Here is a 14,022-nt window from a genome sequence, read left to right as displayed (position 1 = left end):
GGGGGTTCAGATCTCCTTGCGAAAGCCACCCAGAATGGCCTCGGTGGTGTGTGCCGGCGCGGCCTGCGCACACATCCGGTCCAGGGCCTCCAGGAACTGCGAGACGTCGTTGCGCTGGTCGAAGTACACGCCTCCGACGAGGCTTTCCGCGTACGCGATGTCCGGGAGCTCCGGGATCGGGAAGCGGAAGATGTGGAACGGCCCGTACATGGCGGGGTGCGGGCCCGCGGCGAACGGCATCACCTGGAGCCGGACGTTCGGCATCGAGGTGGCTTCCATCAGCCGGGTGATCTGGTCGCGCATCACCTTGGGCCCGCCGATGGGCCGCCGCAGCACGGTCTCGTCCATGACCGACCACAGCATCGGGGCGTTCTCGCGGGTGAGCAGCGCCTGGCGTTCCATGCGCAGGGCCACGATGCGGTCGATGTCGGTGGGGGCGGCGTGCGGCATTCCGGCGCGCAGCACGGCAGCGGCGTAGTCCTCGGTCTGCAACAGGCCGGGGACGTAGTGCGGTTGGTAGGAGCGGATGAGGTTGGCTTCGCTCTCCAGGCTGACGTAGGCGCTGAACCACTCGGGGAGGACGTCGCGGAAACGGTGCCACCAGCCGGGGCGGTTGGCCTCGCGGGCCAGGGACAGGAAGCCGTCGATCTCGTCCTGGTCGGTGACGCCGTAGGTCGCCAACAGCTTCTCGACGTAAGGGATCTTGAGGCCGACCTCGGCCTTTTCCATGCGCCGTATCGTGGCGTGTGTCACATCGAGCGCGCCCGCCGCCTGCTCGAAGGAGAGCCCCGCCCTCTCCCGCAGATCCTGCAGTCGCTTGCCGAGCACCACCCGCAGGACGGTCGGTGCACCTGCAGACCGTGGGTCCGCCACGTCCGATCCCCTCCAACCAGCTTCAGTGTTCAGCAGTGTGTCATGCCGTCATCAGCTCGAACAGACTGCACTTTCAATTCTGCAAATTACAGAGTGATCCTTGCCAACGGTGAGCAACATCGCACATAGTTATGTCGTGGCTTCCTACAAAAACGCTCCGTCGTTAGGGCGATGCGGCGGATACCTCGCCCAGAGCCCGCAGGACGCGTTCCACTTGCCGGCGCGGCGCACGTCCGTGCCTGAGGCGCGCAAGCGCGTCAGCACGCTGCTGCGCGAGTGGGGCGCTGCCGAACAGGTCCGCGATGACGTGGAGTTGGTGGTCACCGAGCTGTTCACCAACGCGGTGCGGCACACCGACAGCGAGAAGGTCGGCTGCGAGATCACGGTCGTCGGCGGGCACATACGGATAGAGATCACCGACGAGGGCGGCCCCTGCACTTCCGCGCCGCACGCCCGGCTCGGCTCCCTCGACCAGGAGGGCGGGCGCGGCCTGTTCCTGGTCGGTGCGCTCTCCGACAGTTGGGGCACCCGCCCCGACGACGGCGGCCGGGGCCAGGTGGTCTGGGCCGACCTGCCGTACCGCACCGCGACCACGACCGCGACGCGCTGAAGGCCCCGCTCCGCCACGGGGGCGGCACGGGGCCTTGCGCTCGGGAAAGGGTTACAGCGGCAGCAGGTCGGGCCGCTTGGGTGCGACGTCGTCGCCGGAGGAGACGCCGCGCAGCCGGCGGCCGATCCACGGCACGAGGTGCTCGCGCGCCCAGTGGATGTTGTCCCGCCGCGCCTCGGCGGGAGTGCGCTCCGTCTCCGGCGGCCACGGCTGGTCCGGGTCGGCCGGCACCGCGAGGTCCAGCACCTGCGCGGCGCGCAGCGCCACCCGGGTGTGGCCGTCGGCCGACAGGTGCAGCCGGTCCTCGCTCCACGCCCGGCGGTCCTGGACGGACTTCAGCGACCACAGGTCGAGCACCGGGCAGTCGTGCCGGTCGGCGATGGCCCGGACATGGGCGGTGTACGTGGCGATCTTGCCGCGCAGATGCTTGAGGACCGGGACGCCCCGGGTGTCGAAACCGGTGCACAGCAGCACCGTCGGGACCGTCTCGCGCAGCGAGGCCACCGCCGCCTCATAGCGCTCGGCCACCGCGTCCGGGTCCGAGCCCGGTCGCAGGATGTCGTTGCCGCCGGCGCAGAAGGTCACCAGCTCGGGGGCGAGCTCCTTCGCCCTGGGCACCTGTTCCTCGATGATCCGGTCCAGGAGGCGCCCGCGCACGGCGAGGTTCGCGTAGCGGAAGTCCCCCTCGTCCCGCTGGTCGGCCAAGAGGACCGCGAGCCGGTCCGCCCAGCCGATGTACGCCCCGTCCGGACCAGGGTCTCCGACCCCCTCGGTAAAGCTGTCCCCGACGGCTGCGTACGACCCGATGGCGCTCTGGGCGCCGTTGCTGATGTTCTTCGAATCGTCTGCCACGTCAGGACATACTTCACCGCGAGAAGTGACCTACGCCACCGTAACCAGGGGTTGACGGGAGGTGATTAATACCACCAGGTCAAATTCTGCCCAAGTTGGAATAAGAATCGATCGGGAAGTGCTGCTTCAGCGCCACTCATAGGGCATCATGCGCGCCGTTGCGCCGGTGTTTCACGGCACTGCCACCTGATTGCGCATTGCACCAATGTCGTATCGTCGAAGGAGCCCTGTCTCGTCGACGAGCAGCGTCGGCGGCCGACCCCGAGGAGCGCCCGTGACGCAGCAGACGCCGCAGGTCCCCCAGTCCCAGCCGGAGCTCGCGGAGGTGCGCAACTTCCGCGACGTGGGCGGACTGCCGACCGTCGACGGGCGTCGCATCCGGCACGGACGGCTCTTCCGCAGCGGCCACCTCGCGCACGCCACCGAGGCGGACGCCGCGTTCCTCGCCGGCCTCGGGCTGCACACCGTCTTCGACTTCCGCAACGCCGCCGACATCAAGCTGGAGGGCCCCGACGTCACCCTGCCCGGCGTGCGGAACGTCAACATCCCGCTCACCGACCCCGCCGACGGTGCGGAATTCTGGACGATGGTACGGGACGGCGAGCTGGACCACCTCCGTGTCGCCCTCGGCGACGGCAAGGCCGCGGGCCGCATGACCCGCACCTACCGCGAGATCATCACCACCCGCACCGCGGACCACAGCCGGGTGCTGCACGCGCTCGCCGAGGACAGCGTGCCGGCGCTGATGCACTGCGCGGCCGGCAAGGACCGCGCGGGCCTGACCATCGCGGTCACCCTGCTCGCGGTCGGCGTGGAGCGGGACGCCATCGAGGACGACTACCTCAGGTCCAACGACCCCAGCGGGCGCTACAAGATCCGCCGCTCGGACAACTCCCCGGCCGGCATGTCGCCGGAGATCCTGGAGCTGCTCGCGCCGCTGTTCGGCGCGCACCTCGACTACCTCACCGCCGCCTTCGACGCGATCGAGGAGACCTGGGGCTCCACCGAGTCCTACCTCACCGACGGCCTGAAGCTCTCCCCGGCCGTCCGCGAGCAGCTGCGCCACCGCCTGCTGACGGACTGACGCCCGCGGGACGGAGTCCCGCACCCTTTTCGGGGGCCGGCGGACCGTCGGCCCCCGGGTGCGGTCAGCGGTTGGCGACCGCCTGTTTGACCAGCGTCCGCCCGAAGTCCCACAGCAGGCCGCCGCCGCTGTGGGCGTCGTCCATGACGGCGGTGAACGCCTGGACGAACCGGTCCACTTCCCGTTCGCCGATGATCAGCGGCGGAATCAGCTTGATGACCTCCAGGTGGTCGCCGGAGACCTGGGTCAGGATGCGGTGGCGCTGGAGCAGCGGCACCACGACCATCTGCGCGAACAGCCCCTTGCGGGCGGCCTGCAGCATCGTCCAACGGCTCCGCAGGCCAAGGGACTTGGGGCGGCCGAACTCGATGCCGATCATCAGGCCGCGGCCGCGCACCTCGTGCAGCAGCTCGTAGCGGTCGACCAGCGCGGCCAGCCGGGAGCGCAGCAGATCACCGGTCCGCCGGGCGTTGGCGACGATCCCCTCGTCCGCCATCACCGAGAGGACCGCCAAACCGGTCGCCATCGCCTGGGCGTTGGCGCCGAAACTGGCGGAGTGCACCAGCACCCGGTCCATGGACGAGTAGACCTTCTTGAAGATCCACTCCTTGCCCAGGGTGGCGCCGACCGGGACGTAGCCGCCGGAGAGTGCCTTGGCGACGCAGACCAGGTCCGGTTCCACGCCCTCCTCGTGCTGGTAGGCGAAGAAGTCGCCGGTGCGGCCGAGGCCGGTCTGCACCTCGTCGGCGATCAGCAGCGCCTTGTGGCAGTGCAGCAACTCCTGGGCGGCGCCCAGGAATCCCGGCGGTGCGGGGGTGACGCCCTTGCCCTGGACGGGCTCGACGACGAAGGCCGCCACGTCGCCGCGCCGCAGCTCCCGCTCCAGCGCGGCCAGGTCACCCATCTCGACGGCGGTGTCCGGCAGCAGCGGGGCGAAGCCGTCCCGGAAACCGTCCTCGCCGTTGACCGAGAGCGAGCCGGTGGTCAGGCCGTGGAAGGCGTGGGTGCAGTAGAGGACGCGCGGGCGGCCGGTGGCGTAGCGGGCGAACTTCAGGGCGGTCTCGACGGCCTCGGTGCCGCTGTTGCCGAAGAAGACCCGGTCCAGGTGGGGAGCGTGGCGCAGCAGCTGCTCGGCGAGCAGTCCGGGCAGCGGCGGGCAGTCGAAGCGGGTGAGGTCGGCGAGCTGGGCGTCCAGCACGTCGTGCAGGGCCTGGCGGACGACCGGGTGGTGGCGGCCCAGGCCCATCACCCCGAAGCCGGCGAGCATGTCGAGGTAGTCCCGGCCGTCGGCGTCGTAGAAGTAGGCGCCCTCGGCCCGTTCGTAGACCTTGTCGAAGCCGAGGGTGTGCAGCATCCGCGGGAGTTGGTGGTTGAGATGGCGGCTGTGGAGTGCGTAGCGCTCGCCGCCGCGTTCGGCGAGCAGCCTGGTCAGGTCGAATCCGGTCACGGGGTGTTCTCCTCACGGGCGGCGGGCCGCGCCGCTCCAAGCCGGGCCGGCGGCACCGGAAGGCTCCGGTGCCGCCCGCGCTCCGCTCGCCGCGTCATCCGCGGTTGCCGCCGACGGTCTCCCTGGCCGCCCGCAGGGACTCCTTCAGGGAGCCCATGGTGGCCAGCACCGCGGTGGGCTCGTAGCCGCAGTGCGCCATGCAGTTGGCGCACCGCGGGTCCTTGCCCCGGCCGTACTTCTCCCAGTCGGTCTCCTCGATCAGCTCGCGGTACGTCGGGACGTAGCCGTCGCTCATCAGGTAGCAGGGGCGCTGCCAGCCGAAGAGGGAGTAGTTGGGGATCGCCCAGGCGGTGCACGGGAAGTCCGCCTTGCCCTCCAGGAAGTCCAGGAAGAGGGGGCTGTGGTTGAGCCGCCAGCGCTGCCGGTTGCCGCCGGCGAACGCCTTCCGGAACAGCTCCCGGGTCTGCTCGACGCCGAGGAAGTGCTCCTGGTCGGGGGCCTTCTCGTAGGCGTAGGCGGGCGAGAGCATCATCTCGTCGACCTTCAGGTCGTCGTTGAGGAAGTTGAGGACCTCGATGATGGTCTGCGGGGTGTCGGTGTTGAAGAAGGTGGAGTTGGTGGTGACCCGGAATCCGTGCCGCTTGGCCTCCCGGATGGCCGCCACCGCCTCGTCGAACACGCCCTCCTTCGCGACGGATTCGTCGTGGCGCTCCCGCATACCGTCGATGTGCACCGCGAAGGCGAAATACGGCGAGGGCTTGAATTTCTCCATCTTCTTCCGCAGCAGCATCGCGTTGGTGCACAGGAAGACATACTTCCGGCGGGCCACCAGCTGCCGCACGATCTCGTCGATCTGAGGGTGCATCAGGGGCTCGCCGCCGGCGATGGAGACCATCGGGGCGCCGGACTCCAGCACCGCGCCCACCGCCTGGGCCACCGGCATCCGTTGCTTCAGCACGCCGGCCGGATGCTGGATCTTCCCGCAGCCCTCGCACTTCAGGTTGCAGGCGAAGAGCGGTTCCAGTTCGACAATCAGCGGGAACTTCTCCCGTTTGCGCAGCACTTTCTGTTCAAACAGATAGGTTCCGACCCGAATGGTCTGGCGGAGCGGCATGGCCATCTGGCTCACCTCCTGGGGAGCAGCAAAGAACGGTGCCATTCAAAGAAAACAGGAAATACCGAGCGCAGCACGCGGAAGGCATGTATTCCACCGCGTACCGTCCCGATGCGCACGAGTTCGTGTTCCGGGGCGTCCACGACCACCCGGACGGCGGCAACCGCGGGACTGCCGCAGCGCACCGCCGTCCGGAGCGTGGCGGCCGACTCCATGTCCACCGCGATCGCCCCCTCGGCGTGCAGCGCGGCCCGCTCGGCGCCCCGGACGACGTGGTCGGAGCCGCGCAGCAGGCCGGTGTGCACCCGCAGTCCGCGCTCCCGCAGGGCGCGCACCAAGGGGCCGTTGTCCCGGCAGGTCACATCGGGCGCGCCGGGCCGGTGGTCCCGGGTGGCCTCGGCGACGATCACGTCCCCGGGACGCGTACCGGGGACCAGCCCGGCGCAGAAACCGCTGGCGACGACGGGGGAACCCGCCGTGGCCGCGCCGGCGCCCAGCGCGGCGGCCACGGCGCGTTCCGCCGCCTGCGGCCCCATGCCGGTGCGCAGGGTGACCACGGGCGGTTCGGCCGCCCCGTGGTCACCGCCCCGCAGCGCGAACCGTTCGATGCCGAGCGCGCAGGCGACCAGCAGCGGCGGTTCCGCGTCCGGCGGGGGCCGTCTCGGCATCAGTCCCCCACCGGTGCCCCGGCGGCCTGGCCGGTGGCCGGTCCGCCGTGGACGTAGCGGCCGAGGGCGGTCAGCGGGAAGACCTGGCGGTAGAGGTGGTAGTTGATGGAGAAGTCCCACGGGAAGCCGGTGCCGGTGAAGTACGGCTCGTCCCAGGAGCCGTCCGGCAGCTGGGTCTCCACCAGCCAGCGCACCCCGCGGCGGACCGCCTCGCCGTCCCGCTCGCCGGCCGCGAGCAGCGCCATCAGCGCCCAGGCGGTCTGCGAGGCGGTGGAGGCGCCGCGCCCGGCCCAGCCCTCCTTGTCCTGGTACGAGCGCTGGTCCTCGCCCCAGCCGCCGTCGTCGTTCTGCACCCGCTCCAGCCAGCCGACGGCCCGGCGGACCGCGGGATGGGAGGCGGGGATGTCGGCGGCGGTCAGGGCGGGCAGCACCGACCCGGTGCCGTAGACGTAGTTGGTGCCCCAGCGGCCGAACCAGGCGCCGCTGGGCTCCTGTTCGGCCAGCAGCCAGGCCAGGCCACGGCGGGTGCGGGGGTCGTGCGCCCGGCCGGTCTCGGCGAGCATCTCGACGACATGGGCGGTGACGTCGGCCGACGGCGGGTCGATGACCTCGCCGAAGTCGCAGAACGGCAGCCGGTTGGGGAACGGGCTGGTGTTGTCGGCGTCGAACGCGCCCCAGGCGCCGTTCTTCGACTGCATGCCGGCGTTCCAGCGGACCGCGCGGTCGACGGCGGCCTGGACCCGGTGCGGGTCGGGGTGCCTGACCCGGAGCAGCGCCAGCACCACCTCGGCGGTGTCGTCGATGTCCGGGTAGTTGTCGTTGTGGAACTCGAACGCCCAGCCACCGGAGGGGAGTTCGGGGCGTTGCACGGACCAGTCGCCGGGCCGGTCGATCTGTTCGCCGAGCATCCAGTCGGCGGCGCGGAGCAGTTGCGGGTGGTCGGCGGGCACCCCGGCGTCGGCCAGCGCGATGGTGGCCAGGCAGGTGTCCCAGACCGGCGACTGGCACGCCTCGATCATCCGGGCCCCGTCCTCGCGCCAGACCGCGAACCGGTCCAGGGACGCAAGGCCGGCCCGCAGCACCGGGTGGTCGAGGTCGTAGCCGAGCAGGTGCAGGGCGATGACGGAGTAGACGGCGGGGGGCTGGATGCCGCCCCAGCAGCCGTCGTTCTCCTGCCGTTCGACGATCCAGCGGGCGGCCGAGCGCATCGCGGCGGCGCGCGGCCGGCGCAGGGCGACCTTGTGGTACAGGTGCAGCGCCTTGTCCAGGCGCTGGAAGAGGCCGTCCCAGCTCGCGACGGGGGCGAGCGGCCGCGGCGGGTTGGGGTCGCGGGGATCCGCATGCAGCTCGTCGAGGGCGAACGGCGCCGGGCGGACGGGGCGTTTGGCCGAGACGATGGTCAACGGCACTATGGTCTGCCGGGCCCAGCAGCCGAAGGCGTGGATGCTGAGCGGGAACCACTTGGGGAAGTAGATGAGTTCCGGGGGGAGTTCGGGCAGGTCGTCCCACTTCCACCAGCCGAAGAGGGCGAGCCAGATCCGGGTGAAGACGCGGGCGGCGGCGATGCCTCCGTGCGCGCGGATCCAGGCGGCGGCGGTGGCCATGTGCGGGGTGTCCGGCGCGTCGCCGGCCAGCCGCAGCGCGACGTACGCCTCGATGGTGGTGGAGAGTTCGCCGGGGCCGCCGTAGAAGGTGGCCCAGGTGCCGTCCGCGCGCTGCTCGCCGCGGATGTGGCGGCCGGCGGCCTCGGTGAGCTTGGGGTCCTGGATGCCCAGGAACTGACGGAGCAGCAGGTCCTCGGCGTCCATCGTGACGTTGGTCTCGAGGTCGCCCTTCCACCAGCCGGCGGGGTCCTGCAAGGAGAGCAGGTGATCGGTGGCGCGGGCGGTCGCCTCCCGCGCGGCCTCCGCCGTGTCCTGCAGCACGGTGGTGGTCCTGGTGGCCGAGGAGCTCCGGGGCGGGCGGGGCCCGGCGCTGCCGTCGGTCGTCGCTGTCATGGCTTCCCCTTCTGCAGTGAATCTGTCGACGTGCTCAGGGATTCCGTCGGCCGGCGCCGGAGCGGCGCCGGCCGGCGACTGCGATCTAGTGCGTGTTGATGGCCATCATCTCTCTCGTACGACGACGAAGTCCGCGAGCGCGACGAGCTGCCCGCGGATCGATTCGGGCATGTCGATCTCGTCCAGCGCGGCGATCGCGGTGGCGTGCTGGCGGCGGGCCTCCTGGGAGGTCCACTCGCGGCCGCCGGCCTCCTCGATCAACGCCGCGCGGGAGGCGAACTCTTCCTCGGTGAAGTCGGCGATCTCGGTCTCGCTCTTCTTGGCGTCGGCGGCCAGGATTCCGGCGAGCCGCTCGGAGGCGGGCCCGCCGGCCGCGAGCGCGGCGACGACCGGCAGCGACTTCTTGCGCTGCCGCAGATCGCTCCAGGTCTGCTTGCCGGTGGCCTCCGGGTCGCCCCAGATGCCCAGCAGGTCGTCGACGGCCTGGAAGGCGAGGCCGAGGTGGTAGCCGTACTTCTCCAGGATGTCCGCGGTGCGGTCGTCGGCGCCGCCGAGGACCGCACCGATGGAGACCGCGCAGGCGAGCAGGGCACCGGTCTTGTTGCCCTCCATCTCCAGGCACTCCTCGACGGTGACCCGCTCGCGGTGCTCGTAGGAGATGTCCTGGGCCTGACCGTCGATCAGCTTGCGGGTGGCCAGGGTCAGCCGGCGGGTGGCGCGGCCGGCGTCGACCGTGCCGAGCTCCAGCAGTATTTCGTTGGCCAGCGCGAACAGCGCGTCGCCGACGAGGATGGCCTGGGCGGGGCCGTGCACCTTCCAGACCGTGTCGCGGTGCCGGCGCTGCTCGTCGCCGTCCATCAGGTCGTCGTGCAGCAGCGAGAAGTTGTGCACCAGCTCGACGGCGACCGCGCCGGGCACGCCGACCTCAGGGGCGGCGCCTGCGACCTCGGCGGACAGCAGGGCGAGCGCGGGCCGGACGGCCTTGCCGCTGTCACCGGCGGTGGGGTTGCCGGCCGCGTCGATCCACCCGAAGTGGTAGGCGGCGACGGTGTCCATGGGAGGGGCGAGCCTGGCCACGGCGGCACGCAGCACGGGAGTGGCGAGTGTCCGCCCGCGCTCCAGCAGCGCGGTGACGCTCGCGGTGTCGATAGCCGGGGAAGCCACGGTTTCTCCTCTGTTTCCGATGCTTGTGCTCGTGCGAGCGCCCGTACGCCTGGTCATGCCGCCTCCGGTGGCAACTGGCCGTGGGGGACGCCGAGTTCGGTGAGTGCCTCACGGGCGGCGGCGGTGCCGCTGCGGACAGCGCTCTCCATGGTCGCGGGCCACCCGGTGGCGGTCCACGCACCGGCCAGGAACAGGCCGGGGACTTGGGTGCGGGCGGCCGGGCGGAGCCGGCCGACGCCCGGTGCGGGCGCGAAGGTCGCGGTGCGCTCGCGGGTGACGAAGAAGTCGAGGATCCGGGCGCCCCGGGCGGCCGGCAGCAGGCGTTCCAGCTCGGGGAGGTAGCGGGCACGGAGCTTGGCGACCGGCTGGTCGATCTCCTCCTGTGCGGCGGACTGCGACAGGGCCAGGTACTGGCTGCGTTCGTTGCCGACGGTGCGCGCCAGGCCGGAGGCGCCGGTGCGGTCGAAGACCCACTGGACCGGGGAGCCGATGGCGGCGAAGAACGGGCGGCGCAGCACCTTGCGGTCGTAGACGACGTGGACGTTGAGGATCGGGGCGGTGCCGATGTCCAGCAGCCGGTCCTTGGCGGGCAGCGCACCGTCGGGCAGCAGGGCGTGCGCCTCGCGCTGCGGTACGGCGAGGACGACGGTGTCCGCGGTGAGCGTCTCCCGGCCGTGCGGGCCGTTCTCCACCGCGACCTGCCAGCCGGCGCCGTCGCGGGTGACGGCGGCGACGCGGGTGCGCAGTGCGACCCGGACGCCGGCCGTGCGCAGCGCGGCGGCGGCGCGGGTGTCGTGGAGGTCGCCGAGCGGGACCCGGGCCCAGCCGATGTCGGCGGCGCCGGGGGCGGAGAGCAGGCCGGTCTTGAAGACCTTGGCGGCCAGCCCCAGTGAGGCGTCGCCGGCCGGGGCGTTAAGGGTGGCGATGCCGACCAGGTCCCACAGTGCCTCGACGGCGCGCTGGCTCTGGCCGTGGCGGCGCAGCCAGCTGCCGAAGTCGGTGGCGTCCAGCGCCGGGTCGGCCGGGTCCAGCCGGCCGAGGGCGAGGGTGGCGCGGACCACGCCGGCGCGTTCGGCGGGCGAGAGGTGCGGGTAGAGCGCGAGGCTTCTGGCCAGGTGGAGCGGGACCGGCAGCGCGGTGCGGCGGAGCCGGCCGAGCCGTGCCCGGCCCCGGGCGCCGACCGGGTCCAGGACCGGTACGTCCATGCGGTCCTGGACGGGCGCCAGGTCCTGCGCGCCGAGCCGTGCCAGGTGGTCGCCGTAGGCGGTGCAGCAGCGCAGGTAGACGTGCTGGCCGTTGTCGACGGTGAGCGGGCCGGCGGCGGAGTCGCGGCGGAACGAGAAGACCAGGCCGCCCAGGCGCGGCCGGCCCTCGATCAGGGTGACCCGCAGGCCCGCGTCGGCCAGTGCCAGCGCCGCGGTGGTGCCGGCCAGTCCGCCCCCGACGACCACCGCGGCCGCCCCTTCGGGACGGCCGGAGGGGCGGGCGGAGTCGGGTCCGGGCAGCGTCGTTCCCGCTGTCATGTGCTCTCCCCCCTTACGCCCGTCATAGACGCAGCCGTCCGGCGAAGGGTTGCCCGCCGCACCGACGCCGGACCGTGGTCGCCCTCCGCGGAGCGGCCCGACATCCACGCCGCGGTCCGGCACCTCATCCACGCCTCCTGCTCACGGCCTGCCGGCGGCCGATCGCCCGGGCGTCGAGCCCGGAGAGCCCACGCACCGCGACGAACGCCTTCTCCCGGCCGGGCAGCGAGACCCGGCCGCGGAGCACCGCCTCCGGGTCATCGGCGATCCGCGACAGCAGCCGGTGGTAGATGCCGGCCATCGCCGCCACGCAGGCGCCGCTGCGCCGGTCGAGCATCGGAAGCAGCCGGAAGCCGTCCGCGAACAGGGCGCGGGCCCGCCGGACCTCGAACTGCACCAGGCCGGCGAAGTCGGCGCCGGGCGGCGGCACCGGGCCGTGGAACCCCGCCGAGCAGCCGAACTTGGCGAGATCCTCGGCCGGAAGGTACGTCCGCCCGTTGCCCGCGTCCTCGCGAACATCCCTGAGGATATTGGTGAGTTGGAGCGCGAGCCCGAGCGTATCGGCGTACTCCGGGGCGCGTTCGGCGTCGAGCGCGCCGGGTACGGTGCCGAACACACCGAGGGAGAGCCGGCCGATCGCCCCGGCGACGCAGCGGCAGTAGACCTTGAGTTCGTCCCAGGTCTCGTAGGTCTCGCCGCGGACGTCCGCCAGCACCCCGTCGATCAGCTCGTCCAGCCCGCCGAGCGGGATGGGGAAGCGCCGCGCGGCGTCGGCGAGCGCGACCGCCACCGGGTCGGTGTCGTCCTCGGCGATCCGGCCGTCCCTGACGCGCGCGAGCAGGGCGCGGGTCTCCTCCAGGCGGCGGGCCTTGGCGTCGGGCTCCAGGGCTCCGTCGCCGATGTCGTCGACCCGGCGGGAGAACGCGTAGAGCGCCGACATGGCCTGCCGCTTGTCGGCCGGCAGCAGCCGGATCCCGTACGCGAAATTGCGCGCCTGCTGCCCGGTGACCGTTTCGCAGTAGCGGTACGCAGCGAGCACCGGCGCGGGCATCTGTGCGGTTGCCTCCACGGTCCGGCTCACCCCTCTCGTCGCAGTGTCGCCCCTACCTCGCGCAGCAGGCTGAGCTTGGCCGGCTTGGGCGGTCCGGGGAGTACGTCGTGATCGGCGGCGGCGACCGCCTGGAGGGCGGCGCGCCCGCCGGCGACGAAGCCGGCCAGCAGCAGCTTGAGTCTGCCGTGCACGCTACCCACCAGCGGCGCACCCTCATCCAGCAGCTCACCAGCGCGTTCCGCCTCGAAGGCGATCAGTGCGCGCACCGATGCGCCGCCGGTGGGCTTCGCCAGGTCGTCCTCGGTGACGCCGAAGCGCTTCATGTCCTCGTCGGGGAGGTAGATCCGGTCCCGGCCGAGGTCCTCGGCCACGTCCTGGATGTGCTCGACGAGCTGGAGCGCGGTGCAGACGGCGTCCGAGAGCCGGATGCGCTCGGGGCTGGAGGTGCCGGTGACGCCGAGGACGAGCCGGCCGACGGGGTTGGCGGACAGCTCGCAGTAGGCGGCCAGGTCGCCGTAGCTGGCATAGCGGCTGATCCGCTGGTCCTGGCGGTTGGCCTCGATCAGGCCGAGGAAGGGCTCGGGGCTGAGCGCACAGCGGCGGACGGTCGGGCCGAGGCGGCGCATCAGCGGGTGCTTGGGGCCGGGGGCGCGGTCGCTGAAGACCCGGTGCAGGTCCGCCTCCAGGGCGTCGAGCAGCGCCGGGCGGTCGTCGTGCTGGGCGCGGTCCAGGCCGAGGAGGACGGCGTCGCCGCCGCCGGGGGCCAGGTCGCCGTCGCCGATGTCGTCGACGAGACGGGCGAAGCCGTACAGGGCCATCAGGTCGGCGCGCCAGGCGCGGGGCAGGAAGAACGGTGCGACCGGGAAATTCTCGTGCGCGGCCTGATCGAGCACGGTGCGTGTGTGGTCCTTCCCGCCACTCACCGCCACCCTCCGAAGGAAGGCGCGACGCGCCTGCTCGTCTCCTCGGCTCACCGGGGGCTACCCGGCGCGTTGTGGAGCCGGAGCGAACCAGTAGCCATTGCCGTCACGTCTCCCGTTCTACACCGCCAGACCAAAACATCCCATTTCGGACACGCCGCAGCCGGCGACGCGCTCCGCTCGAGCCCTCGCCGCCCGCCTGGGTGCACTTTGCCCGACTTTGCACCACTTGTGCTGTTCAGTACCCGTACAGCTTACGCCGTACATCTGTGAGACGTCCGCGCGGGTGCCGGAGCCCCGGGCAATGATCCGGTCAACATCGCCGGGGACCCAACTGTTCCCGGCCCCCACGGAGTTGACCGTTCCGTCACACTCGAAGACCCCCGCGAACGGACTCGCGAGGGCCTCCTGCGGCAGATGGGCTATTTGCCCGTCTCCTTCTCGTACGCCTTGATGACCTCGTCCGTCGGGCCGTCCATCAGCAGCTCGCCCCGCTCCAGCCACAGCACGCGGTCGCAGGTGTCCCGGATCGAGTTGTTGTTGTGGCTGACGAGGAAGACCGTACCCGCTTCCTTGCGCAGTTCGCGGATGCGGGCCTCGGAGCGCTTCTGGAAGGCGCGGTCGCCGGTGGCCAGCGCCTCGTCGATCAGCAGCACGTCGTGGTCCTTGGCGGCCGCGATGGAGAACCGCAGCCGGGCCGCCATACCGGACGAGTAGGT

Annotated in this window: 12 protein-coding genes and 1 pseudogene; 2 read left to right on the top strand and 11 right to left on the bottom strand. The window is 71.9% G+C overall.

Annotated features, from left to right (window positions below; genetic code table 11):
* Positions 1-6 precede the first annotated feature (6 nt).
* Positions 7-873, bottom strand: coding sequence for a helix-turn-helix domain-containing protein (locus tag B073_RS0135830; protein ID WP_026248042.1), 867 nt, complete (start codon positions 871-873; stop codon positions 7-9).
* A gap of 136 nt (positions 874-1,009) precedes the next feature.
* Here B073_RS0135830 and B073_RS0135825 point away from each other — a divergent pair, with 136 nt between their 5' ends.
* On the top strand, positions 1,010-1,483 hold the full coding sequence (locus B073_RS0135825) for an ATP-binding protein (protein ID WP_234025250.1): 474 nt from the start codon (positions 1,010-1,012) through the stop codon (positions 1,481-1,483).
* 51 nt (positions 1,484-1,534) lie between these two features.
* Here the strand turns inward: B073_RS0135825 and B073_RS0135820 are convergent, their stop codons facing one another.
* Positions 1,535-2,335 carry an SGNH/GDSL hydrolase family protein gene (locus tag B073_RS0135820; RefSeq protein ID WP_018542873.1) on the bottom strand — a complete coding sequence of 267 codons (801 nt, stop codon included), beginning with the start codon at positions 2,333-2,335 and terminating at the stop codon, positions 1,535-1,537.
* A gap of 274 nt (positions 2,336-2,609) precedes the next feature.
* On the opposite strand from B073_RS0135820, the gene B073_RS0135815 reads away from it, so the two are divergent.
* Positions 2,610-3,419, top strand: coding sequence for a tyrosine-protein phosphatase (locus tag B073_RS0135815; RefSeq protein ID WP_018542872.1), 810 nt, complete (start codon positions 2,610-2,612; stop codon positions 3,417-3,419).
* Between the two features lie 64 nt (positions 3,420-3,483).
* Here B073_RS0135815 and B073_RS0135810 read toward each other — a convergent pair whose 3' ends face one another.
* The 9 genes and pseudogenes from B073_RS0135810 to B073_RS0135770 form a co-directional block, all read right to left on the bottom strand.
* Entirely contained in the window at positions 3,484-4,866 is a 1,383-nt protein-coding gene (locus tag B073_RS0135810; protein WP_018542871.1) for an aspartate aminotransferase family protein, read from the bottom strand.
* Between the two features lie 94 nt (positions 4,867-4,960).
* Positions 4,961-5,986 carry an adenosyl-hopene transferase HpnH gene (hpnH, locus tag B073_RS0135805; RefSeq protein WP_018542870.1) on the bottom strand — a complete coding sequence of 342 codons (1,026 nt, stop codon included), beginning with the start codon at positions 5,984-5,986 and terminating at the stop codon, positions 4,961-4,963.
* A gap of 5 nt (positions 5,987-5,991) precedes the next feature.
* Complete coding sequence (locus tag B073_RS0135800) at positions 5,992-6,648, bottom strand: hypothetical protein (protein WP_018542869.1); 657 nt, start codon at positions 6,646-6,648, stop codon at positions 5,992-5,994.
* Entirely contained in the window at positions 6,648-8,645 is a 1,998-nt protein-coding gene (gene shc / locus B073_RS0135795; protein WP_018542868.1) for a squalene--hopene cyclase, read from the bottom strand. The genes B073_RS0135800 and shc overlap by 1 nt, the downstream gene beginning before the upstream one ends.
* A 105-nt stretch (positions 8,646-8,750) precedes the next feature.
* A complete protein-coding gene (locus B073_RS0135790; protein WP_037813927.1) occupies positions 8,751-9,866 on the bottom strand; it encodes a polyprenyl synthetase family protein in 1,116 nt (371 codons plus the stop codon).
* Positions 9,863-11,332, bottom strand: a complete 1,470-nt coding sequence (gene hpnE, locus B073_RS0135785) for a hydroxysqualene dehydroxylase HpnE (protein ID WP_018542866.1) — start codon at positions 11,330-11,332, stop codon at positions 9,863-9,865. Before hpnE ends, B073_RS0135790 begins: the two co-directional genes overlap by 4 nt.
* A 124-nt stretch (positions 11,333-11,456) precedes the next feature.
* On the bottom strand, positions 11,457-12,383 hold the full coding sequence (hpnD, locus tag B073_RS0135780; RefSeq protein WP_078508373.1) for a presqualene diphosphate synthase HpnD: 927 nt from the start codon (positions 12,381-12,383) through the stop codon (positions 11,457-11,459).
* Positions 12,384-12,409: 26 nt separating this feature from the next.
* A complete protein-coding gene (hpnC, locus tag B073_RS0135775; protein WP_051094387.1) occupies positions 12,410-13,276 on the bottom strand; it encodes a squalene synthase HpnC in 867 nt (288 codons plus the stop codon).
* 449 nt (positions 13,277-13,725) lie between these two features.
* A pseudogene (locus B073_RS0135770) lies at positions 13,726-14,022 on the bottom strand (ABC transporter ATP-binding protein); the annotation flags it as partial.

Origin of the sequence: Streptomyces sp. MspMP-M5 (genome assembly GCF_000373585.1) — a bacterium.
In the GTDB taxonomy this organism is placed as follows: domain Bacteria; phylum Actinomycetota; class Actinomycetes; order Streptomycetales; family Streptomycetaceae; genus Streptomyces.
The sequence above is the reverse complement of the archived record's forward strand: the minus strand, read 5'-3'. Positions and strand labels throughout refer to the sequence as shown.

Bases quoted from the DNA above. Each gene is read 5' to 3' on its own strand.
- B073_RS0135800 (WP_018542869.1), bottom strand. From the start codon at position 6,648: ATGCCGAGACGGCCCCCGCCGGACGCGGAACCGCCGCTGCTGGTCGCC.
- shc (WP_018542868.1), bottom strand. From the start codon at position 8,645: ATGACAGCGACGACCGACGGCAGCGCCGGGCCCCGCCCGCCCCGGAGC.
- hpnE (WP_018542866.1), bottom strand. From the start codon at position 11,332: ATGACAGCGGGAACGACGCTGCCCGGACCCGACTCCGCCCGCCCCTCC.
- B073_RS0135790 (WP_037813927.1), bottom strand. From the start codon at position 9,866: ATGACCAGGCGTACGGGCGCTCGCACGAGCACAAGCATCGGAAACAGA.
- hpnH (WP_018542870.1), bottom strand. From the start codon at position 5,986: ATGGCCATGCCGCTCCGCCAGACCATTCGGGTCGGAACCTATCTGTTT.
- hpnD (WP_078508373.1), bottom strand. From the start codon at position 12,383: ATGCCCGCGCCGGTGCTCGCTGCGTACCGCTACTGCGAAACGGTCACC.